The organism is Candidatus Fukatsuia symbiotica, assembly GCF_003122425.1.
Taxonomy (GTDB): domain Bacteria; phylum Pseudomonadota; class Gammaproteobacteria; order Enterobacterales; family Enterobacteriaceae; genus Fukatsuia; species Fukatsuia symbiotica.
In genome coordinates this window covers 390,033-414,460 of record NZ_CP021659.1, presented here as the reverse complement: position 1 = coordinate 414,460, position 24,428 = coordinate 390,033, and the positions used below count along the sequence as shown (strand labels likewise).

Annotated in this window: 31 protein-coding genes and 3 pseudogenes; 15 read left to right on the top strand and 19 right to left on the bottom strand. The window is 47.5% G+C overall.

Going from position 1 to position 24,428, the window contains the following annotated elements; all coding sequences use genetic code 11:
• Positions 1-20 precede the first annotated feature (20 nt).
• Positions 21-2,021 carry a hypothetical protein gene (locus CCS41_RS01995; RefSeq protein ID WP_119797107.1) on the top strand — a complete coding sequence of 667 codons (2,001 nt, stop codon included), beginning with the start codon at positions 21-23 and terminating at the stop codon, positions 2,019-2,021.
• On the opposite strand, the gene CCS41_RS01990 is transcribed toward CCS41_RS01995, so the two are convergent.
• From CCS41_RS01990 to CCS41_RS01945, 10 genes and pseudogenes are all read right to left on the bottom strand, one after another.
• Complete coding sequence (locus CCS41_RS01990) at positions 1,908-2,657, bottom strand: DUF6651 domain-containing protein (RefSeq protein ID WP_119797106.1); 750 nt, start codon at positions 2,655-2,657, stop codon at positions 1,908-1,910. The two genes, CCS41_RS01995 and CCS41_RS01990, sit on opposite strands and share 114 nt — an antisense overlap.
• A gap of 478 nt (positions 2,658-3,135) precedes the next feature.
• Complete coding sequence (locus CCS41_RS01985; protein WP_162859954.1) at positions 3,136-3,876, bottom strand: hypothetical protein; 741 nt, start codon at positions 3,874-3,876, stop codon at positions 3,136-3,138.
• Positions 3,877-4,119: 243 nt separating this feature from the next.
• Positions 4,120-5,184 carry a hypothetical protein gene (locus CCS41_RS01980; protein ID WP_119797105.1) on the bottom strand — a complete coding sequence of 355 codons (1,065 nt, stop codon included), beginning with the start codon at positions 5,182-5,184 and terminating at the stop codon, positions 4,120-4,122.
• Between the two features lie 94 nt (positions 5,185-5,278).
• A pseudogene (locus CCS41_RS01975) lies at positions 5,279-6,654 on the bottom strand (DUF4055 domain-containing protein).
• 42 nt (positions 6,655-6,696) lie between these two features.
• Positions 6,697-8,187, bottom strand: a complete 1,491-nt coding sequence (locus CCS41_RS01970) for a terminase large subunit (protein WP_119797103.1) — start codon at positions 8,185-8,187, stop codon at positions 6,697-6,699.
• A gap of 36 nt (positions 8,188-8,223) precedes the next feature.
• Positions 8,224-8,709: a hypothetical protein gene (locus tag CCS41_RS01965; RefSeq protein WP_119797102.1), complete on the bottom strand. Its 486-nt coding sequence runs from the start codon at positions 8,707-8,709 to the stop codon at positions 8,224-8,226.
• 17 nt (positions 8,710-8,726) lie between these two features.
• Entirely contained in the window at positions 8,727-8,969 is a 243-nt protein-coding gene (locus tag CCS41_RS01960) for a hypothetical protein (protein ID WP_162920494.1), read from the bottom strand.
• Positions 8,970-9,111: 142 nt separating this feature from the next.
• The gene (locus CCS41_RS01955; protein ID WP_119797100.1) at positions 9,112-9,501 is read right to left on the bottom strand and encodes a lysis protein; all 390 of its coding nucleotides are present in this window, start codon (positions 9,499-9,501) and stop codon (positions 9,112-9,114) included.
• Positions 9,502-9,563: 62 nt separating this feature from the next.
• The gene (locus tag CCS41_RS01950; RefSeq protein WP_119797099.1) at positions 9,564-10,082 is read right to left on the bottom strand and encodes a lysozyme; all 519 of its coding nucleotides are present in this window, start codon (positions 10,080-10,082) and stop codon (positions 9,564-9,566) included.
• Positions 10,079-10,276, bottom strand: coding sequence for a class II holin family protein (locus CCS41_RS01945; protein ID WP_119797098.1), 198 nt, complete (start codon positions 10,274-10,276; stop codon positions 10,079-10,081). Before CCS41_RS01945 ends, CCS41_RS01950 begins: the two co-directional genes overlap by 4 nt.
• 287 nt (positions 10,277-10,563) lie before the next feature.
• Here CCS41_RS01945 and CCS41_RS01940 point away from each other — a divergent pair, with 287 nt between their 5' ends.
• Together CCS41_RS01940 and CCS41_RS01935 are read left to right on the top strand one after the other, a co-directional pair.
• On the top strand, positions 10,564-10,824 hold the full coding sequence (locus CCS41_RS01940; RefSeq protein WP_072551174.1) for a type II toxin-antitoxin system RelE family toxin: 261 nt from the start codon (positions 10,564-10,566) through the stop codon (positions 10,822-10,824).
• Positions 10,825-10,895: 71 nt separating this feature from the next.
• The gene (locus CCS41_RS01935) at positions 10,896-11,264 is read left to right on the top strand and encodes a helix-turn-helix domain-containing protein (RefSeq protein WP_072551175.1); all 369 of its coding nucleotides are present in this window, start codon (positions 10,896-10,898) and stop codon (positions 11,262-11,264) included.
• Positions 11,265-11,301: 37 nt separating this feature from the next.
• Here the strand turns inward: CCS41_RS01935 and CCS41_RS01930 are convergent.
• The 9 genes and pseudogenes from CCS41_RS01930 to CCS41_RS01885 all read right to left on the bottom strand — a co-directional run bounded on the left by CCS41_RS01930 (position 11,302) and on the right by CCS41_RS01885 (position 18,441).
• Positions 11,302-12,590 (bottom strand): annotated as a pseudogene (locus CCS41_RS01930) (cytosine permease).
• Positions 12,591-12,619: 29 nt separating this feature from the next.
• Positions 12,620-13,342, bottom strand: a complete 723-nt coding sequence (locus CCS41_RS01925) for a helix-turn-helix transcriptional regulator (RefSeq protein ID WP_240313799.1) — start codon at positions 13,340-13,342, stop codon at positions 12,620-12,622.
• Between the two features lie 356 nt (positions 13,343-13,698).
• Positions 13,699-13,779, bottom strand: a complete 81-nt coding sequence (locus tag CCS41_RS17885) for a hypothetical protein (protein ID WP_425286347.1) — start codon at positions 13,777-13,779, stop codon at positions 13,699-13,701.
• A complete protein-coding gene (locus tag CCS41_RS01915; protein WP_119797095.1) occupies positions 13,770-13,979 on the bottom strand; it encodes a type II toxin-antitoxin system YafQ family toxin in 210 nt (69 codons plus the stop codon). The genes CCS41_RS17885 and CCS41_RS01915 overlap by 10 nt, the downstream gene beginning before the upstream one ends.
• Before the next feature lie 218 nt (positions 13,980-14,197).
• The gene (locus CCS41_RS01905; RefSeq protein ID WP_119797094.1) at positions 14,198-14,473 is read right to left on the bottom strand and encodes a hypothetical protein; all 276 of its coding nucleotides are present in this window, start codon (positions 14,471-14,473) and stop codon (positions 14,198-14,200) included.
• A 164-nt stretch (positions 14,474-14,637) separates the two neighbouring features.
• Positions 14,638-14,956, bottom strand: a pseudogene (locus CCS41_RS01900) (phage antirepressor N-terminal domain-containing protein); the annotation flags it as partial.
• Positions 14,901-15,647 (bottom strand): DUF6651 domain-containing protein, encoded by a 747-nt coding sequence (locus CCS41_RS01895; protein WP_119797092.1) that lies wholly within the window; start codon positions 15,645-15,647, stop codon positions 14,901-14,903. The pseudogene CCS41_RS01900 and the gene CCS41_RS01895, both read right to left, overlap by 56 nt.
• Positions 15,648-15,848: 201 nt before the next feature.
• Complete coding sequence (locus tag CCS41_RS01890; protein WP_119797091.1) at positions 15,849-16,943, bottom strand: hypothetical protein; 1,095 nt, start codon at positions 16,941-16,943, stop codon at positions 15,849-15,851.
• Between the two features lie 94 nt (positions 16,944-17,037).
• Positions 17,038-18,441, bottom strand: coding sequence for a DUF4055 domain-containing protein (locus tag CCS41_RS01885; RefSeq protein ID WP_240313798.1), 1,404 nt, complete (start codon positions 18,439-18,441; stop codon positions 17,038-17,040).
• A 1-nt stretch (position 18,442) separates the two neighbouring features.
• On the opposite strand from CCS41_RS01885, the gene CCS41_RS16255 reads away from it, so the two are divergent.
• The 12 genes from CCS41_RS16255 to CCS41_RS01835 all read left to right on the top strand — a co-directional run bounded on the left by CCS41_RS16255 (position 18,443) and on the right by CCS41_RS01835 (position 24,410).
• Positions 18,443-18,610 (top strand): transposase, encoded by a 168-nt coding sequence (locus tag CCS41_RS16255; protein ID WP_240313797.1) that lies wholly within the window; start codon positions 18,443-18,445, stop codon positions 18,608-18,610.
• Positions 18,588-18,815 carry an IS630 transposase-related protein gene (locus tag CCS41_RS16250; protein WP_240313796.1) on the top strand — a complete coding sequence of 76 codons (228 nt, stop codon included), beginning with the start codon at positions 18,588-18,590 and terminating at the stop codon, positions 18,813-18,815. The genes CCS41_RS16255 and CCS41_RS16250 overlap by 23 nt, the downstream gene beginning before the upstream one ends.
• A gap of 265 nt (positions 18,816-19,080) precedes the next feature.
• Complete coding sequence (locus tag CCS41_RS17515; protein WP_240313880.1) at positions 19,081-19,272, top strand: transposase; 192 nt, start codon at positions 19,081-19,083, stop codon at positions 19,270-19,272.
• A gap of 101 nt (positions 19,273-19,373) precedes the next feature.
• Positions 19,374-19,625, top strand: coding sequence for an IS630 transposase-related protein (locus tag CCS41_RS16240; protein WP_240313795.1), 252 nt, complete (start codon positions 19,374-19,376; stop codon positions 19,623-19,625).
• A gap of 271 nt (positions 19,626-19,896) precedes the next feature.
• Positions 19,897-20,118 carry a hypothetical protein gene (locus tag CCS41_RS01865; protein ID WP_119797090.1) on the top strand — a complete coding sequence of 74 codons (222 nt, stop codon included), beginning with the start codon at positions 19,897-19,899 and terminating at the stop codon, positions 20,116-20,118.
• A gap of 21 nt (positions 20,119-20,139) precedes the next feature.
• Positions 20,140-20,481, top strand: coding sequence for a phage tail protein (locus CCS41_RS01860; RefSeq protein ID WP_072551155.1), 342 nt, complete (start codon positions 20,140-20,142; stop codon positions 20,479-20,481).
• A gap of 15 nt (positions 20,482-20,496) precedes the next feature.
• The gene (locus CCS41_RS01855; protein WP_072551154.1) at positions 20,497-21,249 is read left to right on the top strand and encodes a phage minor tail protein L; all 753 of its coding nucleotides are present in this window, start codon (positions 20,497-20,499) and stop codon (positions 21,247-21,249) included.
• Between the two features lie 2 nt (positions 21,250-21,251).
• Positions 21,252-21,959, top strand: coding sequence for a C40 family peptidase (locus CCS41_RS01850; RefSeq protein ID WP_072551153.1), 708 nt, complete (start codon positions 21,252-21,254; stop codon positions 21,957-21,959).
• Entirely contained in the window at positions 21,956-22,096 is a 141-nt protein-coding gene (locus CCS41_RS15500; RefSeq protein ID WP_162859953.1) for a hypothetical protein, read from the top strand. The genes CCS41_RS01850 and CCS41_RS15500 overlap by 4 nt, the downstream gene beginning before the upstream one ends.
• 297 nt (positions 22,097-22,393) lie before the next feature.
• The gene (locus CCS41_RS01845) at positions 22,394-22,594 is read left to right on the top strand and encodes a cold-shock protein (protein ID WP_072551152.1); all 201 of its coding nucleotides are present in this window, start codon (positions 22,394-22,396) and stop codon (positions 22,592-22,594) included.
• Positions 22,595-23,198: 604 nt separating this feature from the next.
• On the top strand, positions 23,199-23,645 hold the full coding sequence (locus CCS41_RS01840; RefSeq protein ID WP_162859952.1) for a DUF3757 domain-containing protein: 447 nt from the start codon (positions 23,199-23,201) through the stop codon (positions 23,643-23,645).
• 186 nt (positions 23,646-23,831) lie between these two features.
• The gene (locus CCS41_RS01835) at positions 23,832-24,410 is read left to right on the top strand and encodes a tail assembly protein (protein ID WP_072551150.1); all 579 of its coding nucleotides are present in this window, start codon (positions 23,832-23,834) and stop codon (positions 24,408-24,410) included.
• Positions 24,411-24,428: the final 18 nt, after the last annotated feature.

Below are 24,428 nucleotides of genomic sequence, written 5' to 3'. Positions count from 1 at the left end.
GTTACAGTACACTTTTTGGCATGGGGGGCAATGATATTCTCACGCTGGAACAGGGTCGGGCTGACGGCGGAACGGAAGAAGATAGCTACATTATTTTGCAAAATGCCAGCGCAGAAAACGCCGAGATAGCGATTATAGATACCGGCAGTGCCTCTGCAGAGAACAACCATGTGCTATTAAAACACTCTGCGCCGCAAATTCAATCCATCGCCTTAGTAAAAAAAGACCGCGCCTGGGTAAACGAAAAGTGGGTAAACAGAGACAATTATACGCTACGTATCCTGCTCGCTAACGACAACGGCACCAGCACCCAACTCGATTTAGAAGACGCCTATCAGAGCTCTGTGGATAGTAGGCAACTGCAGGCACAGAATCGCTATAGCTTAACCACCGGTGACGGTATACAGATCGATACAACGAGCTGGCCAGAAACCTTAACCGTAGCCGATAAAAAGACAGTGAGAGGGGTAGAAAGCTGGTCATTGCCGGTGCTGTCGGCGCAATATGTGGTGCTTTTGGATAATCGAAAACCGTCCAATCGTTCTTTTGATCTTTCAAGAGAGATCGATGCGGATGCTTTGCCAGCATTGAAAGCCGATATTGCTAAGATTAATACGGTTATCGGGGACGCTACACTGGGTGATTGGATACAGGGTGATGAGGCTAACAACCAACTCAATGGTCAAGGTGGGTACAGTGTGCTCTATGGCATGGGTGGCAATGACATTCTCACCCTGGAACAGGGTTGGGCTGACGGCGGGACAGAAGAAGATAGCTATATTATTTTGCAGAATATCCGTACGGAAAACGCGGAGATAACGATTATAGACACAGGCAGTGCCGTAGCAGAAAACAACCACCTGGTATTAAAACAGGATGCACAGCAAATCCAATCCATCATATTAATGATAAAAAACCACGCGTGGGTAAACGGAGGATGGCAAAACAGAGACAATTATACGCTACGTATCCTGCTCGCTAACGACAACGGTACCACTACCCAACTTGATTTAGAAGATGCCTATCAGCGCTCTGAGGATGGCAAACAGCTTAAATTGCACAACCGTTATAGCTTAACCACCCGTGATGGCCTGCAAATCGATACGAACAGTTGGCCAAAAACGCTTCAGGTTGATGACAAAACGACCAATGAAAGCGGATTGTGTACCTGGTCACTGCCGGTGCTGTCGGCACAATATGTACCGATCTTTGACAGTAAAAGAAGCGCCTTTCTTGGTAGTGCGGCAGCGGAGCAAAGTATGATTGAACTCATACAGAAAAATGCGCAAGGACAGAGCGAGATAACGGTCGGTGGTCAAAAAACGGTACTACCGAAATCGATGACATTAGTATTGGGAGACACAGCGTATAAGGATACCATAGAGGGCGATGACAGCAACAACGCCTTATCCAGCGTTCAGGGTAATGACCACCTAAAAGGAAAAGCAGGCAGCGATGTCTATCATCTCTACCATACCCCCAACATAAGCAAAACCCTCACCATTGATAACGAAGATCTCACAACCAACCCAGCGATAGACGTTATTATCCTGCATTCTGTTTCCATGGACCAATTGAATACCGTGATCCACCAGAACGAGGGTGATCTGGTGTTAGGTGCGACGATCCCCAACCTCGCGGTGGGGATCCTTGAACTCCGTTTGCGTCACTTTATGCAGGATAAGCGTTATCAACATGCGGTTATCCTCGATAAAACTGGCGATTACTATCTTGTAGAAAAAGGAGAAGACGACAAGGCACATATCTATCCTGCGTACTTTGATCAGCCCAGCGGTGAATTTAAACGAGGAGAACGACAAGATAACCTGCAAACACAGGCCACCTCTGGCGATGACAGGGTGACATTATCCAATGCGGCCCTATTACTAGAGAATACTTTCCGTGCCCTAGCCGGTAAGGATACCGTCTTTGAGTGCGGCCTGTTTGCTGCCGATGTCCAAGGCATCAAAGGCGCTGCGTTTGAGTGTTTTGTGTCCGTGCTGCTGGGGTGTGGGTTGTGAACCGCCGCCACGGTGGCCGGAGGCTTTCAGAATGTGGTCTTTGTGCGGATACTGTTCGATGAGGTATTCTAAGGCTTCCTCAAACTCCGCGATTTCCCCGGGCTGACGGCGTGAGAACACCTTGTTGCCTGCCGCATCCGTGGCAACCACCTTGCCCGCGTCAATGCTGAATGCGTGACCGAACCGGGCTTGCACCAAATCCGCCGGGATCGCCAGGTTATCCTGGATAAACGTCGAGCTGCTGAAACGTCCGCCAATCATCTCTTGATACAACTGGGCTTCCAGGGTTTTATTTTTGCTGCTGGCCTCGTCAAGCTGAGTTTGAAAGGCTTGGGTGATTTGTGCTTTCACCTGGTCGACCGCACCGGCCTCGATTAATTTCTTTTGATCGATGTGGGTGAGCGTTTGCAGTGCTTCACGGGCTTTCGCCGGGTCGTCAATGCCGGCAAAGGCCTTGAGCTTGGCTTCGAGTGCTTCCTTGGCCTCACGGTGGCTTTTGGCTTCCCCATTGAGTGCGCTAATTTTGTTCAAGGCCGCCACCGCATCAAAGGGGATCGCTTTGCCGTCCTCATGCAAATACACCGGCATGCCGTTTTCCAGTACCGCTTTTCCTTCTGTATCGAGGTGTAATTTCATTGCTATTGTCTCCGCCCATAGGCTGGGTTAACCGGTCATCCGACCCGGGCGCTGTGTCGCCTCCGCTCACAGCTGTTCATAAAAAAAGCCACCCTGGGGTGGCCTGTGTAAAGTTGGTTATCAACGCTATTTTAAAATGTCCAGTTTTTGCTACTTTACGTGATGAGAGAACATGTTAAGTTGTTTGGGTGGGTTACATTGGTCATGTCAGGTGTGCCTATTACTGTCAAGAAGATCGGTGAATACCATTGAAGGAGATCACTTTTTCGACAAAATGTATTGAGCAATCTCCATAAATGGTATTCACCAATCTTCTTGATGGTATAGCTGGTGTTTTATCATTCACGTTGACAATATTCGACTTTTACTTTATATGAGTAGTTTCACGCAGCCGTTCCGGTAATGTATTCAATGAATTGACATGACTATCAATGGTAGTGGTAAAAAATCATTATGCATCGAGTTGTTTTAAAGTTTCTTATAAATGAGAATATTTTTTCAAAGACTTTATATTCTCAGTAACGCTATCAGGGATATCAATTTCATGTTTTTCGATCAAATCATTAAAGTTTTTCTCCAATAAATTCAGCTTTATTGAGATACTTTTTCTTTCCTTCATTTGTTGATTTGCTTCTTGTAATTTTTTAAAATTTGTCCATAATTTTTCAACGATAATATTAGTACATTCTGCTCTGTCACTTATTTTTTTAGTATAAATTTCATGAATCTTAGCTGCGATTTCTGCTGTAACTGGTTTAGAATCAAGTAAATGGCTGGCATAATTATGATAAAATACATCCTTATAATCTTGAATACCATTTCCCGGAAGATCCTTCTGAAGATCAAAATTTTCTTTAGCAGAAAATCTTTCTATATCAGAAAATTTTTCTTCTTGGTTTTTCAATTCATTTTCTGTCTTTGGATGAAAATCAATAGTTTTTAAATAACACTTTACTATTATTCTCTTAAAGATTTCTTTATACGCACTATCTATTTCATAAGAATGTAATCTGCTAAAACAAAGAAGATCAGACCTAAAAGATTTGCGTTCATCTTCTGATAAACCTTTATTATCAGATAACCTTAATTTTTCATCAGATGACGTTAATTTTTCATTTATTTCATCAATTTTATTGTTTTTTTCATGTGGCGTCATGATATCTCTAGGACATGGTGAAGTTATAACACGAGCCGAGTAGTATGAAGGTATTTTTGACATGATATCTCTTTATTTAAAATTAGCACTAATGCATTTTAATAAATGTTAGTGAGAGTACTATTTTTTATAAATTAATACTAAGATCAAAAACATAAAATTACTATAAAAAAACACTCATTTTAAAGTCCATGGTTGAATGGATCTGCTAAGTGCCTTATAAAAAACGTCTCCATTATTGACTAAAAATCGTAAATTTATTACGGGATTTAGTCATCCTCCGTGTTTCCTTAAAAATTTGGTTATTTATTCAATAAGTTGATTCCCTTTGTCGCTGAAAAATACGTCGGGACACAGTCCCCCATTTCGCAGCATTTTGGCGCGGGTTTTACCCAGGACCTGGACTTGCCGCGCGTAGGGTTGTTGCTGTAACCAGTCAGCATAGGTGGTATCCGCAGGCACTTGCCCGTCCAGGCTGGCGCGTGTGCCCGGGTCCAGCTCATCTAAGTCAATGCCCAGGGCGCGCCAGGATTTGATGACCAGTGTCTCCGTTGAGCGACAGCAAAAGTGCAGGCGTCCCGGTCCTTGCAGATAGGGGATTTTGTGGCCGAGTGGCTGGCCGGCTAGGGTGTAGCACAAACGGTCACGGATAACACAGGGTGATGAGGTTTTGTTATCCAGCGTACTGAGCCACTGTTTTCTGTCTATCATTGCGGCGTTATTTTCAGCAAATTTATCCCGTGCTACCGCTGAAACATGGTTAACAGCGGTTTTGACCACACTGGTGAGATTTTTGCGACTGATGTCCAGTACCCCATCTTGATACTGTTTTGCCCTGCTCCCGCGTACTTTGCGTGTAATTTGCTCGATGGTATCACCCAAGAGAAACCCGTTTTTTACCGCGTTGTTGATACGCTGAAAGCGATCGCTTTCCAGATGACTGACCCAGTCGCGCAGTAAACGCCCTTGAAAGGGCTGCGCCATCGCTGCCGCGTAAACCTGTTCTGCGGTGATAATCGCTAAGGGATAGCGGTGTAGCACCACATCAGGCAGCAGCTTATCAACAAGACGGCAGTGATAACCCGCTTCGTGCTCGGCAAAGGCTAGCAATTCCTCGCTGAGCGATAAATACAGGGTACTCATTGCCTGCTGATTCACCTCTTGGACACAGGCTAACAAGCGGGCTAACTGTTTGACTTCGATGTGTTGCGGATTAACCTTCTCCAATTTCCCGAAAAGTCGGGCGGTTAGTTCAGCATCATATTGATTGAGTATCGCCACCTTTTCTTTAGCCACACCGTGGGCGTAGCGGGATTGAAACAGACTGTGTGCAAGGGCTTCATCACGCAGCCGCTGGTTGACAGTGGACATGGTAACCCCTTAATAGAAAAACCGGTTTGATGGCATGAGGATAACGGGGTGTTTTTATACAGCCTGCGCGTTACCTCACGATGCCACGCGGGCGTTACAGCAAATCCGGTGGCAAATTGTTAAGTTCATCACACAGGGTTTCCGGGTTGGCATCGGCATCAATAAGGTTCAGTGCCTGTAAGGCGCGGATGGCATCCACCTGACGAATATCCCGCCTTGCCGCAGTGCCTGTATCGCCAGGGCGGCCGGGGCATTGAAGGCTTGCTGGGTGGTTTCAAGCTCGGTGCGAATGTTCACCTTGCCGCCGTCTTTTTCGCCTGACCAGTCTGCCATCAGTTGCAACAGGGTATCGAGGGCATCTTCTAGCGAGTTAGACAGGGTGTAGAGCGGGGATTGTTCTTGTAGGCGCTCTTCGCTCACTTGGTCGAGGGTCTTGGTGCTACTGTTTTGACTGCGCAACAGCTTGCCACCGGCTTGACGCATCTGCTCGACCAAATCCGTCAGTGCCTCTTTGCCTGCTCCTACGGCGGCGCCCGAATGTTCGGTGTACGCACTGCCCTGTTTGGTGCGGTCAGTAAAGTGTGTCGCGCTTGAGGCACCAATGGTCAACTTTTCGCCGGCTTCAAGACCAAACACATTGAGGATGGGCACCCGGGCCACATGCAAAATATTGTCTTGCTCACTCTGACTTTGCCAGTGTTTGATATTGAGTAACGCCAGATTCAATAGCGGCGGGGCGCCACACATAAAACCGGTGCGTTTGCTGTACAACGTGACCAGCGGAATACGCGGGCAAGAGGTGGCCCAGCTGTCGTGCAGTGCCCAGCGGTCAGTGCCGTCGGCTTGCCTGATTTTACGGTAGAGTTCAACCCGACCGGGCGTCAACTTGCGGATTTGCGCGATTTTCTGTTGGCGGTAAGGGGCGGTCTCGACGACAATCTCTTCTCTAATTCGCAATTCTGTCAGCTGGACCGGCCCTCCCTGGTGGCTGGATTGCCAGCCGATGACCTGACGGGGGTTAATCAACACCGCATAGGGACGGGCGCCACGGGCTTTTTCCTCGGCACGGGTTTTCAATGTTTCCACACGGGGATAGTCAACCAGTGCATGCGCCACGCCGTATTGCAGCGCCAAGCTGAAATACGCTTGCGCCCAAACATCCAGCCGGTTGCCCAGCAAATCCATATCCTGGCAGTACTCGACCATCACGGCGGGGGTGGACTCACTCAATTGGGTCGGTTCTGAAAAGACACGACCTAAGTTATTTTTGAGAGTTTCCTCGTAAGCGGGCAGTAAGGTCGCGACAGCAAGGCGTTGCTGATAACTGTGTGCCTCTTCGTTAGTCCAGCGCGGTAAATAACTTTCGCCCTGTTGCCGCAGGAATAAGGTGCCGCCCATCAGGGCGTCATTGATGTCCCAGGCAGCCAACAGGCTGGGGTAGTCGAGATGGGGAGTAGCAATATCGGACATGGTTTGACTCTCATGGGTTGTCAACGCGACTGTGGAGGGCCGTTACAGTCTTAAGGGGGTCACCTGTCCCCTGAGCTGACGGTGATTTCTTTTGGCGACGGCAAAATAGCGAAACGCATCGGCGGCATGGGAGCTGGCATCGTGCAAGGGTTTGTCTTTCCAACAGCCATGCTGGTTATCCCAGGCTTTGCGGTAGCGCTCCAGGTGGCTCAATCCTTGCTCACAGGTAACGCTATCAAAGGCACAGCGCGGCAGGATTTCGCGTACCGATTCAATGCCTTCATCGATACACAGTCGTGGGACTACCCTGAAATTGATGCGGTAAATGTCACCGTCCAAATCATAACCTTCATAAGCCAGTTGCCGACGGCTTTTACCGTCGCCAGCCAATTCTCGATTATCAATATCGTGTGGTGCCCAGTGTTCACCGTAGTGATAGGCGCGGGCTTTCAATACCTGCATGTAATGCCGCAGGCCTTCGCCACTGTTTTCGTAATAATCCATCAGGTGAAATTCACTGCCGACCTCACGGACAAACCAGATAACCGTGGCATCGCCTACTCCTAAATCCCAAAAGGTGTGCACCGGCAGGTGCGGATTAGCCGGTAAGGTACCAATGCGCTGATTCTCATAGAGATAACGGAACTGATTGGCGTAATATGCGCCCTCAATCGATTGCTGAAAGGCCTCGCTCGGGATTGACGGATACTCGCGTTTCATGTCGTCACCCAGTGTGCTTTCTTTGGCGTAATACCAGGCTTTTTGTTCCGCCGTTAGCCTAATCGACTGTTTGGTTTGCAGCTCGCTAAAGTAGGCTTGCAAGCGCGGCGGCAACGGACTGCTCACTGGCAAGGCATACTGCGGATTGTTCCACCAGGAAAAGAAGAAGAACTTCCAATCCAATGGGCCTAAGGGTTTGTTGCTGAGTAAGGCTTTTTCCGCTGTTTGGCAATAATCGAAAAAATACCCCGCACGCCCTTCCGCTGTCGATTCAATGGTGACCACGCAGTCTGTGGCGACCGCTTCAAAGGCACCGGTGACGATTTCACGGGCTTTCTCAGGAAATTTGGCACACAGCTTGCCGAATTCGGAAATATGCAAATAGCGCAAGGTGCCACCGCGAAAGGAGGTGCTGATGTACAGTGAGCCGCCGTTGTGAAACACCAATTCGCCTGCGGAATCATTGCGGGCGGGATTAGCACGTTTAAGAAGGTCAGGCAAATGGTCGTAGGCGTATTTCACTTTCTCGCGGAACAGGCGTTTGGCATCGTTTAAGGTATGTGCAATCAAGGCACATTTGGCTGACTCAAAGAGTGCGGCATCCAGTTGGATAAGGCACACCTCGGTGGTAAAGCCCAGCTGGCGGGCTTTCAAAATCAGATTACGGGTATGCATGCCCGTGAAATAGGCACGCTGCTGCGCCGTCATCGTAAAACGGATTTTGCGACCGTGTTTATCGGTAATAAAATACAGGTGGTTAAGACGCCAAAAACGGTCAGCTAACTGTGCTTTCAGCGTCGCATTGAATGCCATGGGCGTTGCCTTCCGCAAGGTCTTTCATCCATTGTGCTAACTCTTTCTCTGCGCCGGGGCCGTCTCGTTGTTCAGGCCATAGGCATCGCGCTCACCCTTAATCAGTTTCAGCTGAGCATCCACCCCGGCGCTGAGCGTTCTAGCGAGCGAGGCATGATTGTCTTCGGTGATAACGATGCTGCTGAGGAAGGCTTTCAGATGGTTGGCAATCTGCCGCCAACCGGCTAAGGCCACACGATGGGACAGGACGACAGATAAGGCTTCATCCGAAGCTTGTTCAATAATATCGTGGTCGGTGCGCACGGTATTTTTAGTAGAAAAAGTGCGCACAGCCGCACTGCGCACCACTTTATCTTTTGTGGCTGCTGCCACTTTCTCGGTCAGGTCTCTTTGCCACGCGTTTCTTACTGCAAACTTCCTGAGGGTCGATTCAGGTACCTGATAGCGTTTTGCTATCGCACGGACAGACAACGCACCCGCGCGGTAAGCCGATTCGATGGCCTCCCAGTCAGGTTTTGCCATGGTGAGCATTCCTTGGGTTAGGGGGATTTATCGAGATGGGTATAGGTCGCTACCGGCTGGCCTGCGGCATTAAGCACCGAGACCGTATCGGAGGGCGCAAGATGAATGGCATCACTGATACCCTCGGAAACGATATCAAGGCGCTGAGCATTGCGGTTCCAGCCCCAATGGGCGCTAGGATAGCCGACTTCGCCTTGACCGTTGCCGAAAGTCACTTTGATGGTGTACATAGGGTGCTCCTGTGTTGATGCGATCGACATGTCGTCGCGTTATGTCGATAAAAGTGAATTTCATGAACATGAAGAAATAGCTTGAATCATGGTTATTACGGGTGAATTTACCCTCGGCATTTGAAATGCGCATGGCGCTAACACCGTAACCCAACGTTATCTTTTCGATTATTTATTGAGCCAAACAAACCTGGGTAACGTACGCCTGCAAGCCTGCAATTTGCTGCGTGACTATTTCAATGCCTTTTCGGAGACGGAAATAATCGTTGACAACGGCGTCGTCAAGTCGGGCACCGGCAGCATCATCCAGGCGGGTGGCCGTGGGGGTGGCGGGCAATTTTTCAGAGCGGGCAGCGAGCTGCATCCGACGCTGGCCAGCAAGAACATCACGTTCAAGGGCCGCGAGCTGAGTTTTAGCATCGGTTAATTCCTGGGTGTGTTTGTTATCAAGCACGGCTATTTGTTGGTGTTGCTTTTGCGTTGTTTGGAGCATGATAAAGAGGTTATCGCGCTCATTCCTTATCATTTTGATGACGCTGTCTTTTTTTTTCTGATTCAGCATGGTAATAAACCGCCACCAGACTGACGAGCAGAATGAGACTCATCAGGATAAAAAATAAGCGATTAAACATCGAGTCCCCAACAGGTGAGTTCACTTTCTTGCGCGCGTCTCATCACTTGACCTGCACAGTTATTAGCTCGAATGCGGCAATTTTTACCGCCGTCAAATAGCCAGCGTTTAATTTCAGCACAGGCACCGTGGTAGTCACCGGCATTGAGTTTGCGATAAAAGGTAGAGGAAAGGCATTTGCCTGCACCGATGTTATACGGACAAAACGAGGCAATACCGGCTTTCTGGGCGTCGCTTAACGGCACCTGAACATGACGTTCTACCCAGGCAATCGCCTTATTCACCTCAAATTTGTTAACCTGCTCGCATTTCTCTGCACTGAGTTGCAGGCCTTGCATTACCGGCTTGTCATCAACTCGTGTCGCACCGCGGCAAATTGTCCACACATTCGCGCCATCTCGATAGGCCTTCAGCCGATTACCTTCTTTTTCATGCAGAAATTGTGCAAGAATGGCGGTCGCTGTCGTCCCTGCCAAAATCAGTCCCAGCATGGGTTTGCTTAACTTACTCATTGGCTTGTCCCGCTCTTGCGTCTGTCTTCTTTAATCTTGAAATACAGATTGGTCAAATAGGTCAGCACCGCCAGAGAGACGCCCGCGAGCACGCCAATGGCGTTCCATTGTTCCGGGCTGTAGCTGTTTAGCAAACCATTCAGGATGCTACCGGCGGAAGCCCCGTAGGCAACGCCGGTGGTCAGTTTTTCCATAGCTGAAGCTCCACCTCCCTAGGGAGAATGATTGTCCCCTGTAGGGATAGATGCGGTGTAGTGGATTAGCGCCACGCCTTTCGTTAAAGGGGGATTAATATTGATTTGGCAGGCGCTAAAATAAAAAAAGGCCACGCGATGCGCAGCCTTAAATAGCCGAAAGAATGTTTAATAAATAGTAACTCTGATGCCTTTGGAATAAAATAATTAGATTTATATTGAAAAAATCAGAATATTCACTTATTGTCTAATTATCAGTGCATATGCTTTTCAAATATGAGGAAACAATGGTTAAGATAAACTGGTTGCGACGAGCATCTAAACAACTTGTTATGATAGATCCCCGTTATCGAAAAGCCATCAGTGAAAAAGTTAGCAAATTGACTACCTTCCCAACCACTGAACTCGATATAAAAAAGCTCCGAACCACTGATAATCAATATAGAATTCGGGTAGGCAACTACAGGATAATCTTTGAAGTCACTGACGGTGAACCTGTAATCTGCACAATACAGCAAATTAAGCGCAGAGCGTCAAAAACCTATTAAAAGAGAGTAAATCTACTTGCTCCTTCGTATACATTTATAACTTGATATCTTATAAAATTGAGATAAACATAATGACTAAATTACAATACATTAACGACGAAACAGGCAAGCCCTTATATGTGCTTTTACCTGTTACTGATTATGAAAAGCTAGTTGATAATACTGATGATGATTACGAGTCTGTGCCGTACAAAGCTGATCATCACGATGATGAAATTATCCCACATGACGTTATCTCAATCATGGTTAATCAGGACATTAGCCTAATCGCGGCCTGGCGCATTTATCTCGGTATGTCTCAGTATGAGGTTGCCGAAAAACTACAAGCTACTCAATCAGCCGTTTCTCAGTGGGAATCCGTAGATTCGACACCACAGAAGAAAACCCGAAAGAAATTGGCGGCACTGTATGGATGTCGCCTGGAACAGATGACATTGTAAGCAAGAGTCCCTTTGCACGTCCCCGAGGAATACGCTGTTATTTTTTCAATAACGCACTGACTTTAACCAGAATACCGTAGACGACACAGGCGATAATCAGCGAATTGAATGACGGAATACCGAGTTCGATAGTCATTCCCCGATGGCGCCCAGAATACAAGCAGCAACAGCAGGCCAGCCCATTAATTGTGTTGATTCTGGTAACGTCTGTCTCTGGCGTGTTACATCAAGTAAGTGACGGCTGGTACGTAAAATGTAATAGTCCACCAGCATCACGCCTGCAATAGGCGGAAAAACAACGCCGAGTAGAATAAGGAAACCCGTAAAACGCTCTAAAATTCCCAGCATTGATAGCAGGGTGCCGATCACACCTAATATTATCGTCAGCTTTGTACGACTCAATTTCCTACAGGTGACACCTTCCACAACGTTTGCTAAGGAAAGTGATGAAGAATACAAACAGGCATCGTTGTTCTTGGTCGTCGCAAGAATAACGGTCAACAAGCCTATCCAGCCCGCGCTTTGGGTCATGATAGTGACGACATCGGCGGTATTGAGTGCACGAGCAACCAATATGGCAATGCCGTTGACAATAAATTCTCCAACAATGATAGAAATCAAAGTCATCCAAAATACATGCCGACCGTTTTGGCAGAAGCGACTAATATCGGGGGTGATAAGGGCCCCTACCATATAGCCACCGGCAACAATAGTGGCACCGGCCCCGAGTGTCATCGGTGCTCCCATAGGAAGACGGGTAACAAGATGAGAGAGTGTGTGTTCCTGCAAAATACCGAATGAAATCCAGCCTATTACCAGAAAGAAAAGGGGCACTGTTATTTTTGCTGCCCAACTTAAGGCGCGAAACCCAAAGGCAACCAATACCGTGAGCGCACCTCCTGCCAGCACAGCAGACCAGGTAAACCCCAATCGTCCCCCTAACGCATAATCCAGACTATGAGCAAAAACGGCATTTTGTACACCGAACCAGCCCACCAGACTGATAGTAAGCAGTATTCCGATTAACACCGACCCGAAACGCCCAAACCCACACCAGCGTGCTAAAAGACTCGTCGATAATCCCTCGCGAGAACCCGCTAACCCTAGCCCCAGGCTAATGAACTCAAGGATGACACTACCGAAAAAAGTAGCAAGAAACGCTTGTTCAACCGTCATGGAGTGACCTAACAACGCGCCCAACATAAATTGAGACAACGAGGTTGTCATACCAATACGTACCAAGGCAACACTGAAAAAGCTTGAACGTGCAGTGAGCGGGACACGACCCACGGCGTAATCGTCGCCGATCAACTGATCCTTGTTCATCTTTCATCCTTGAATTTGGCGGGGTAGGGCTAGAGCGAGATAAACTGTACCTCGGGTTTTATCAGCTCAGGCGGCATATATCGGTCAAAACCTTCTGCGCAACAAAATTCTTTAAACATCGCTGACGAATTGACTTTAGCTTTCTTGTATATTCTTCGCAAATTATCTTTTATTGCTTGCTGAGGGTGATCTAATTTTCTGCCTATTTCCTCAGCATTCATGGACTGTAATGCATAGAACATGACTTTAAGTTCAGGTTTCGTAAACAGATCTGTAGGCGGATCTAATACTAACGTAGATGGAACACGATTATTGAGACCTTGTGAAAGGCAGAGATAATCAAGTTTACTCGCAGTATAGATTGTCCCAATACATTCCTGAGATTCATTATAAACCGGGTATTTTGGAACGAAGTAGGATAGAAGTTTTTGTGCTCGTGTATAAAATTGCGTCGAAATTATCGCTACGCTCTTTCCTTTGCTTTCGGTCTCACGGTCTTGTTTTTGGAATTCTGGTGCAAACTCCGCCCAAGGTGCGGGACATTCATCATCTAATCGACCTTCAATATCATATCCAATAGGAAGGTCCAAAAAGTCGAACGCCGCCTCATTGGCGTATACATGCCGCGACTCAGTATCTTTTACATTCCAAGGCTCATCGCTTGCGTCCATAAACGAAAAAAGTGAGTCGAAAGATTTTACAGTCACTCTCTGAGAATTTGCTTTCTTTTTCCGAGGATTAACTTTATCCATCACAGCCCCCTCATATTTCAGGCAAGTCTACTTAGGCACCGACAACGGATATAACAAGCCGAGGCCGTCTTGAGTACACGGTACCCTTTAGTGTAGAGATAACAAGGCTAAATGTGACATTTTTTATCCAATTGTATCTAATATATTCATTTTTCTACTTTTTATTGTGTATATAAAATAAATATTTTGGAGTTTGGCTAGGAATTCTTATGAGGCTAATAGTCATTTTTATAAACGAATCAACGCAAAAAGCCCCAGCTGTTAACCGAGGCTTTTAACATTAAAATTCGTGTACGCACACCATCTGCGGCATTTTAGCACAATCTTATGGGGGTTGGAGCCCCAGTCAAGCACTTTTAAAATCCTAATTCTGAATGTGAACCAAGGTGTACAAGGCGTAAAGTATCGGCATCAGATTTTTGATAGATTAATACCAAATCAGGCTTAATATGACAATCACGGTGACCCTTCCGGTTTTAGTTAACAAATGGTCTTTATTCCAAGATTCTAGCGGAGAATCATTTGCCAAAGAGATCAAGACTGGCATTAAATCTGCCTCTAACGTCGCCCTATAACGTCCTTTAGATTCACGTCTTAAGTCTCGTTTGAATTGTCCAGTTTGTTTAATTGTCCGCATTGATGACAGCTCGAATTTCCTCAATTGTCACTGTTTCTAACTTGCCAGTACGGGCTTCTTCCATTGCAGCAATGGTTGTTGCATTCGGAACAAATGGCTTGAAAGGTGGTACTCCTTTCCGTGCAACTTTGTTTGTATATTGTTTTCGCTAATACCTAGCGGTACATCTGGAACCTCGTAAAAATACCCCTGTGCATTCACAGGGGGAGATCAGTAAATCAATGATTAGCGATACGGTTATAATCACGCTGGAGAAATTTGTTAATATCGAGCTGTTGCCACTTTTCCAATGTTTCAGCAAATGTCGTGTTCTCTTCTTGTATTACAGCATCAAGCAGTTGCTTCATTTCATACAATACGACATTTTCATTTTCGCCGTGGCGGAGTACCCGTTTGATTATTTGTTTTTCTGCTTCGAAAATAGCCTTTTTAAGCTGATTGGTGAGTGCATAAATACGGCAACATTCTTCTGCGAGCAAGGGAATTTGTTGCACCTCAAACCGTTGTGGGGAAGGTGCCCCTGTTACCTAACGTAATGCATGCCAAATACCGTTACTCCATGCCTGTTTAAACCAAAATCCGTTGCTCATGCAACACACTAATTCTGAGAGACTGCTAATATCGTCGCCACTAAGCAGTTCAGGGGACTTAGAACGAGTGCGTTGGTTTTTAACCTCTCCTTTCGTCCAGTACTCGTACAAAACATCGTCACATTCTTCCTGATACTGAATAACCTTATCACGGATTTCTGGCTTAACTTTGTTCGGGCTGATGGTGTTGAGCCATGCAGCAAGCTTTCTAAGAGCGAGGCAGATCATATTTTGAGTACCACCCTTCGTAGGTATGGTGATTTCCGCCATACCTTTGCTAAACCTGTCTGAAAGCTTTTTATGTTGAGACTTCCAGTCTAACCTCATACCCTCAACGATAGATACCGTCTTTGAGTGCGGCCTGTTTGCTGCCGATGTCCAAGGCATCAAAGGCGCTGCGTTTGAGTGTTTTGTGTCCGTGCTGCTGGGGTGTGGGCTGCGAGCCGCCGCCACGGTGGCCGGAGGCTTTCAGAATGTGGTCTTTGTGCGGATACTGTTCGATGAGGTATTCTAAGGCTTCCTCAAACTCCGCGATTTCCCCGGGCTGACGGCGTGAGAACACCTTGTTGCCTGCCGCATCCGTGGCAACCACCTTGCCCGCGTCAATGCTGAATGCGTGACCGAACCGCGCTTGCACCAAATCCGCCGGAATAGCCAGGTTATCCTGGATAAACGCCGAACTGCTGAAACGTCCGCCAATCATCTCTTGATACAACTGGGCTTCCAGGGTTTTATTTTTGCTGCTGGCCTCGTCAAGCTGAGTTTGAAAGGCTTGGGTGATTTGTGCTTTCACCTGGTCGACCGCACCGGCCTCGATTAATTTCTTTTGATCGATGTGGGTGAGCGTTTGCAGTGCTTCACGGGCTTTCGCCGGGTCGTCAATGCCCGCAAACGCCTTGAGCTTGGCTTCGAGTGCTTCCTTGGCCTCACGGTGGCTTTTGGCTTCCCCATTGAGGGCGCTAATTTTGTTCAAGGCTGCCACCGCATCAAAGGGGATCGCTTTGCCGTCCTCATGCAAATACACCGGCATGCCGTTTTCCAGTACCGCTTTTCCTTCTGTATCGAGGTGTAATTTCATTGCTATTGTCTCCGCCCGCAGGCTGGGTTAACCGGTCATCCGACCCGGGCGCTGTGGCGCCTCCGCTCACAGCTGTTCATAAAAAAAGTCACCCTGGGGTGGCCTGTGTAAAGTTGGTTATCAACGCTATTTTAAAATGTCCAGTTTTTGCTACTTTACGTGATGAGAGAACATGTTAAGTTGTGCTGACATGTTGATTTTTTACTCTATATGGAGGGTTTCGCGCAGCTGTTCCAAGGTGAGCCATTCCCCTTTGTCGCTGAAAAAGTCATCGGGACGCCGTCCCTCCTCTCGCAGCATTTTAGCGCGGGTTTTACCCAGGACTTGGACTTGCCGTGCGTAGGGTTGTTGCTGTAACCAGTCAGCATAGGTGGTATCCGCAGGCACTTGCCCGTCCAGGCTGGCGCGTGTGCCCGGGTCCAGCTCATCTAAGTCAATGCCCAGGGCGCGCCAGGATTTGATGACCAGTGTCTCCGTTGAGCGACAGCAAAAGTGCAGGCGTCCCGGTCCTTGCAGATAGGGGATTTTGTGGCCGAGTGGCTGGCCGGCTAGGGTGTAGCACAAACGGTCACGGATAACACAGGGTGATGAGGTTTTGTTATCCAGCGTACTGAGCCACTGTTTTCTGTCTATCATTGCGGCGTTATTTTCAGCAAATTTATCCCGTGCTACCGCTGAAACATGGTTAACAGCGGTTTTGACCACACTGGTGAGATTTTTGCGACTGATGTCCAGTACCCCATCTTGATACTGTTTTGCCCTGCTCCCGCGTACTTTGCGTGTAATTTGCTCGATGGTATCACCCAAGAGAAACCCGTTTTTTACCGCGTTGTTGATACGCTGAAAGCGATCGCTTTCCAGATGACTGACCCAGTCGCGCAGTAAACGCCCTTGAAAGGGCTGCGCCATCGCTGCCGCGTAAACCTGTTCTGCGGTGATAATCGCTAAGGGATAGCGGTGTAGCACCACATCAGGCAGCAGCTTATCAACAAGACGGCAGTGATAACCCGCTTCGTGCTCGGCAAAGGCTAGCAATTCCTCGCTGAGCGATAAATACAGGGTACTCATTGCCTGCTGATTCACCTCTTGGACACAGGCTAACAAGCGGGCTAACTGTTTGACTTCGATGTGTTGCGGATTAACCTTCTCCAATTTCCCGAAAAGTCGGGCGGTTAGTTCAGCATCATATTGATTGAGTATCGCCACCTTTTCTTTAGCCACACCGTGGGCGTAGCGGGATTGAAACAGACTGTGTGCAAGGGCTTCATCACGCAGCCGCTGGTTGACAGTGGACATGGTAACCCCTTAATAGAAAAACCGGTTTGATGGCATGAGGATAACGGGGTGTTTTTATACAGCCTGCGCGTTACCTCACGATGCCACGCGGGCGTTACAGCAAATCCGGTGGCAAATTGTTAAGTTCATCACACAGGGTTTCCGGGTTGGCATCGGCATCAATAAGGTTCAGTGCCTGTAAGGCGCGGATGGCATCCACCTGACGAATATCCCCGCCTTGCCGCAGTGCCTGTATCGCCAGGGCGGCCGGGGCATTGAAGGCTTGCTGGGTGGTTTCAAGCTCGGTGCGAATGTTCACCTTGCCGCCGTCTTTTTCGCCTGACCAGTCTGCCATCAGTTGCAACAGGGTATCGAGGGCATCTTCTAGCGAGTTAGACAGGGTGTAGAGCGGGGATTGTTCTTGTAGGCGCTCTTCGCTCACTTGGTCGAGGGTCTTGGTGCTACTGTTTTGACTGCGCAACAGCTTGCCACCGGCTTGACGCATCTGCTCGACCAAATCCGTCAGTGCCTCTTTGCCTGCTCCTACGGCGGCGCCCGAATGTTCGGTGTACGCACTGCCCTGTTTGGTGCGGTCAGTAAAGTGTGTCGCGCTTGAGGCACCAATGGTCAACTTTTCGCCGGCTTCAAGACCAAACACATTGAGGATGGGCACCCGGGCCACATGCAAAATATTGTCTTGCTCACTCTGACTTTGCCAGTGTTTGATATTGAGTAACGCCAGATTCAATAGCGGCGGGGCGCCACACATAAAACCGGTGCGTTTGCTGTACAACGTGACCAGCGGAATACGCGGGCAAGAGGTGGCCCAGCTGTCGTGCAGTGCCCAGCGGTCAGTGCCGTCGGCTTGCCTGATTTTACGGTAGAGTTCAACCCGACCGGGCGTCAACTTGCGGATTTGCGCGATTTTCTGTTGGCGGTAAGGGGCGGTCTCGACGACAATCTCTTCTCTAATTCGCAATTCTGTCAGCTGGACCGGCCCTCCCTGGTGGCTGGATTGCCAGCCGATGACCTGACGGGGGTTAATCAACACCGCATAGGGACGGGCGCCACGGGCTTTTTCCTCGGCACGGGTTTTCAATGTTTCCACACGGGGATAGTCAACCAGTGCATGCGCCACGCCGTATTGCAGCGCCAAGCTGAAATACGCTTGCGCCCAAACATCCAGCCGGTTGCCCAGCAAATCCATATCCTGGCAGTACTCGACCATCACGGCGGGGGTGGACTCACTCAATTGGGTCGGTTCTGAAAAGACACGACCTAAGTTATTTTTGAGAGTTTCCTCGTAAGCCGGCAGCAGCGTGGCGACGGAGAGACGTTGCTGATAGCTGTGTTTATCTTCATTCGTCCAGCGCGGTAAATAGGTTTCACCCTGTTGGCGCAGGCATAAGGTGCCGCCCATCAGGGCGTCATTGATGTCCCAGGCAGCTAGCAGGCTGTTGTAGTCAAGATGGGGGGTAGCAATATAGCGTAGGCTGTATAAATTGATGTATAATTTCAAGATGACTTATCCATTAAAATTTCGCCAACATGTATTGGCTATTAAAGAGCAAGAAAAGCTTACATATGCCCAAACGGCCACACGTTTTTGTATTGGGACCGCAAGTCTGATGCGCTGGGCTAAACGAATAGAACCTTGTCTGACACGTGATAAACCCGCCAGTAAATAAAATAGCTCGAGCGGCGTTGATTCTTGATGTGGAAACCTACCCTGACGCGTCTCAATACGAGCGAGCCCAACGTATGGGAGTGAGCGCTAGAGGTATCTGCCATGCGTTGAAACGGGCAGGGTTTAGCTATAAAAAAAACATTTTATCATCCAAAAGCCAACGCCCAATCCCGAGAAGATTTTCAGATCAAGATCCAGGCCTATGAAGCCAGCGAGACCCCTATTATTTACGTTGATGAAAGCGGTTTTGCTCATGACATGCCCCGCCTCTACGGCTATTGAGCTAAAGGTAAGCGGTGTTACGGTCAACATGATTGGCACGCTAAAGCACGTACCAATGTCATTGGCGCTCAGCTTAACGGAAAATTAACCACCGTTTGTGCCTTTGAATACAATATCAATAGCGATATTTTTCATGCGTGGGTAACCCAAGACTGACTGCCAAAAATCCCTCAAGGGGCTGTTATCGTGATGGATAATGTGAGCTTTCACAAACGCCAGGATATCCAGTCTACTATACAAAAATCTGGTTTTATTCTGGAATATCTCCCGACGTATTCTCCTGACCTCAACCCGATTGAGCACAAATGGGCTCAGGCTAAAGCCCTTCGTAGGAAACGACAATGCGATATCGACACTCTCTTTTCTGACCCTTTATTTTGAATCAATTTATACGGCTACAGCCATAGTAGAGACCCTACGTGAACAATGGCACAGGCTTGATGATATAGCATAGGCATTATAAATTGATGTATCATTTAAGAATGACTTATCCATTAAAATTCCGCCAACATGTATTGGCCATTAAAAAGCAAGAAAAGCTCACTTATGCTGAAACAGCGTCATGTTTTTGTGTAGGGATAGCGCGCCTAATGCGCTGGGCTAAACGTATCGACCCTTGCCTGACTCGTGATAAACCGGCGACCAAAATAAACCGTGCAGCGTTGCTCCTTGATGTGGAAACTTACCCTTATATCTTGATTATTAACTTTCAAAGGTTGATGATCCCCAACTGATCATTGGGATGTCACCGGAGAGTTTGTTTGCGCCCTTATATCTGATGCGTCTCAATACGAACGCGCTCAACGTATAGGTGTCAGTGCTCGAGGGATTTGCGATGCGTTAAAACGAGCCGGGTTTAGCTATAAAAAAAACATTTTATCATCCCAAAATCGACGTCCAAGCTCGAAAAGATTTTCAGAGCAAGATTCAGGCCTATGAAGCCTTATATCTGATGCGCGGTTATGCGGAAGGGGGCCCGGTCAGTCATCGCCAAACAAAATCACCGTGCCCCCTTCATTGGGGAGGCAAGGGAAAGCTACAGCGGTAGCAATCAACGTGGGGGATATTAATATTTTGAATCAAGGGATGGGACAGCAATCCAGCCCAAGCACACAGGATAGCGCCGCCCTGCGAAAACAAATCAAAACAGCGATTACCACGACTATCAGTGAACAGCTCAGCAAGCCCGGTACGCCTTTATGGATGGCGATGCACGGGCGGGGGTGATTAAATAATCAGGATACAATTATGGCAATCGATACCTTCACCTGGCGTACTCAGGGTACCCCGGAGGGCAGTTTTTTACATCGCGTCAGGGTGGCGCAGTTCGGTGATGGCTACAAACAGGTTGCGGGCGACGGAATCAATCCCGAAAGCCAATCTTGGCCGCTAACCTTTCAGGGCACCGAAACAGACATGCTGCCGTTACTCACCTTTGTTCGCCAACACTGCATACAACCTTGCTTGTGGACACCACCCTATGGGGTGCTGGGCCTCTACCGCGTGGCAACCGATTCTATCCGGGTCACTCCGTTGGGAGGTAATATCCTGTCCATCAGCTTTATCTTTGAGCAAGCCTTCCAGCCTTAAATAGCGAGTAACATCATGGCAATCCATACCGACCTGCAACGTCTGTTGCCAGGCAATCGCATTCGTCTGTTCGAAGTCGATGGCACACAATTTAATGCCGATATTTTGCGCTTCCACGCGGATACCTTAGCCCATACACCGGAAGAACTGACCACCGCTGCAGCTGATGAAACCAAGCTCAACGCAAAATCCATCTGGTGGCAAGGTAAGGAATATGCTCCCTGGCCCGTACAGATAGAAGGACTGGAAACCGCCAGTGATGGACAACAAGCGCAACCCAGATTAACCGTTGCCAACCTCGATGGCAGCATTACTGCCCTGTGCTTGAAATTTGACGACATGGTACAAGCTAAAGTTATTATTAACGACACCTTCAAACACTATCTGGATGCGCGTAATTTTCTAGAAGGCAATCCCGAAGCCGATCCGACACAAGAAAAAGTCCAAGTCTACACCATTGACAGTAAATCCATGGAAACCAGCGAGATGGTTGAGTTTACCCTCTCCAGCCCGGCGGATTTGCAAGGCTTGTTAATTCCTACACGGCAAATCCATTCGCTGTGCACCTGGGCGATGCGTGGTGACTACCGCAGCGGCAGCGGCTGTGATTATGCGGGTAGCCAGTATTTTGATGAGCAGGGCAACCCCACCGATGATCTGACCAAAGACAGATGCACTGGCCGGTTAGTGGAATGTAAAAAACGTTTCGGCAAACATAATCCGTTACCTTTTGGCGGGTTTCCAGGCTCAGCACTGATAAAGAGATGATGATGCGTAAAAGAACGCTACAGGCGATGCTGGCTCATGCGGCTGCCGCTTATCCCTTTGAGTGTTGTGGTGTCATCGCGCAGCAATCACGACAAGAGCGTTATTTCCCTTGCAACAATTTAGCAGCCAAACCAACAGAGCAGTTTCATCTCGATCCTCAAGGCTACATGGATGCCGAAAATTGGGGCACCGTCACCGCGATAGTGCACAGTCATCCCGATGCAACTAGTCAGCCATCGGAATTGGACAGGGCACAATGTGACCATACCCAACTGCCCTGGTATATCGTCAGCTGGCCCGAAGGCGATGTGCGCACCATTCAGCCACGGGGTGAGCTACCACTGGTAGGGCGTGAATTTGTCCTTGGGCATACCGATTGTTGGGGATTGATATTGTCTTATTTTCGCCAGACGCATGGCATTGAACTGAACGATTATCGGGTAGCGTACCCTTGGTGGGAGTCCGGTAAGGAAAATTATTATCTGGATAATTGGTATGCCTGTGGATTTCGTGAATTTAGCGGAGAATACCAGCCAGGTGATGTAGTGATGATGCAGGTATCCGCACCGGTTGCCAATCATGCGGGGATTTTGCTGGCAGACGGCATGTTATTGCATCACCTGTATGGCAAACCCAGCCAACGCGTGCCTTACGGCGGCTATTGGCAAGAGCGTACGGTGAAAATGGTCAGACATAAGAGGTTATTATGAGAAGATGTACAGTTAATAAAGACAAATTAAAAAATGATTGTATTCACCGCGCCATTGAAGCAGTGAATATCTCTCCTTCTATAGAGAAACGTCACATCAACTGGATAGTGTCTTCTTTATCTGACGTCATTCAATAAACAGACTTGATGGGTCTTTAACTTCATTTCTTCAGTAATGTCGGTGCCTGAACAAATACCAAATATCACAAAAATACCTTTTGTTAATTAAAACGTGTGCTCCCATTCGACGCGCTACTGTTAATCAATAACAAAAAAGGGTGCTATCATTTTTTAAATTGATAATACAGTGGACGAGAAATGGCGAGTAGAATCAATTTGAGGTGATTTTATATCACAAGCTCATTTGCTAGATTATGACAATCACTGTGCTTTTTTGTCTAATATTCCCCTGTTTATAAACTAGAGGTGATTTTTATGAAAGGTAGTGTTAAGTGGTTCGACGAAAAGAAGGGCTTTGGTTTTATTACTCCTGGTGATGGTAGTCATGATGCATTGGTCTGTTCTGCAGATATTGTTACTGATGGTTTCAAGATACTTAACGAAGGTCAGATAGTAGAGTATGACGTAGAGGAGGGCGCAAAAGGTCCTGTAGCGAAAAACGTCAGATCGACATAACATTTAAACGCCAATCAGCAATCTTAGGCATGAAAGCGTAAACAAATCGTCACTGTAGTTTGAATACCATTTTTTGATAATGGTGCGTCAGTGTGATCTAACCTCCAAACAAAGAGAATATTGCCAGGCTGAATGATATCCGTAACGGTACCACCTTGAGTTGGCAATATGTCAACTTGCATAGAGAATACGATTTCACCATTCAAATGGGAACTAATGTTGTCCGAAAATAGCGCTGCATACACACCAAGCTTACACGAGTCTTTGAATGCGACACAACTGAACTAATTACTGTAAAAAATGATCTCTCATAACGTTTTTTGAAATGGACAGTTTATTTATTTTTTTCTACGTTAGTAGTCCGAAATGGCAAAATTTCATCTTCATTAGCAATGAATAACATTGCATTGTTATTACTGCTGCGATAGAGCTGTAGCCCCGGACCTCATCTTGATAAAGTTATTTTATTTTTTGATGATAAGGTTCACAGCCCAGTAGAACTACAAGGGCTTCATTATTTTTTTAATCTGTATTAATTTGGTCACTTGATGATCCCTGAATGGGATTGCTTGTGTGGTAAAGTGGATATTATGAGGTTAATAAATTGAAAATTATGAAAGTTAGTCATGCTCTTTTTATGATCGTGTCGTACATGAGTGTTACCAGCTCATGGGCAATAGACGGCAGTTGTCCACCATCCTCACAGATAACCAAGCAATGTAATGATAAGGAGTGCACTTATACAGCAACCTACCCTCCTGAGGGACTTGGTTGGACAAGCGCACGACAACGTAAAGAAAATTTAGATAATTCAAGGCCGGAGCTCAATTTCAAAGAAGCCATTATTCTTATTGATAAAAAAGTTGCTCCATTCGTATGTGTCTATAGTTCTGCTGGGTATGATAACAAAGACTTGCGATTGTTGGTTTCAAGTCCTGTCAAATCAACCGTAAATAAAGATAGCAATCATTGGAAAGAGAACAAACAATTAAATCGGTGGTCATGTGTCGATTCCGATCCTGCCAGTTGCGTGTTTGAGTATTCACAATGATGTGGTGTCAGGGCTAATGATAAAATGAGTCTTCCGCAAACAATGTTAGCGACATTAGCAAAAATTACTCAGTATTCTTCTGCTGAATAATTCAAGCTGTGCCCGACTTTAATATCATCTTAACTTTGAACAAGAAACCCTTCTGGCTGCCCCTGCAGCCTTTTTTATTTTTCGGGAGCCAATACCATGGCTGCACTCCACCAAACGTTACGAACAATCCGCCTGTACGGAAAACTCGGGCACCTGTTTGGCCGTGTGCATCAACTCGCGGTCGAGACCCCCAGAGAAGCGATAAAAGCGCTGTCGGTTATCCTGCCTGGGTTTGAGCAATTTATGTTACGCAGTCAAGCACAAGGCCTGACCTTTGCAGTATTTAACGGCCAGCACAATATTAGCAGAGAAGAATTAGCCAGCGCCCACGGCAGCCAGGATATTCGCATTGCCCCGGTGATTATCGGCAGCAAACGGGGTGGCGTGTTTCAAACCATTATCGGTGCGATGTTAGTGGCGGCGTCATTTATCCCCGGCGCTCAATTTTTGGCCCCTGTTGGCATTTCCATGATGGTCGGCGGGGTGATTCAGATGCTATCCCCACAACAAAGTGGGTTATCACGCCGTGAGGACCCTGATAACAAGCCGAGCTACGCCTTCGGGGGGCCCGTGAATTCCACCGCACAAGGCAATCCGGTACCGATTGGCTACGGCAAGCGGCGTATCGGGGGTGCAGTGATTTCTGCGGGCATTTACGCGGAAGACCAGATGTAAAAATAACAAAGCAGCGAA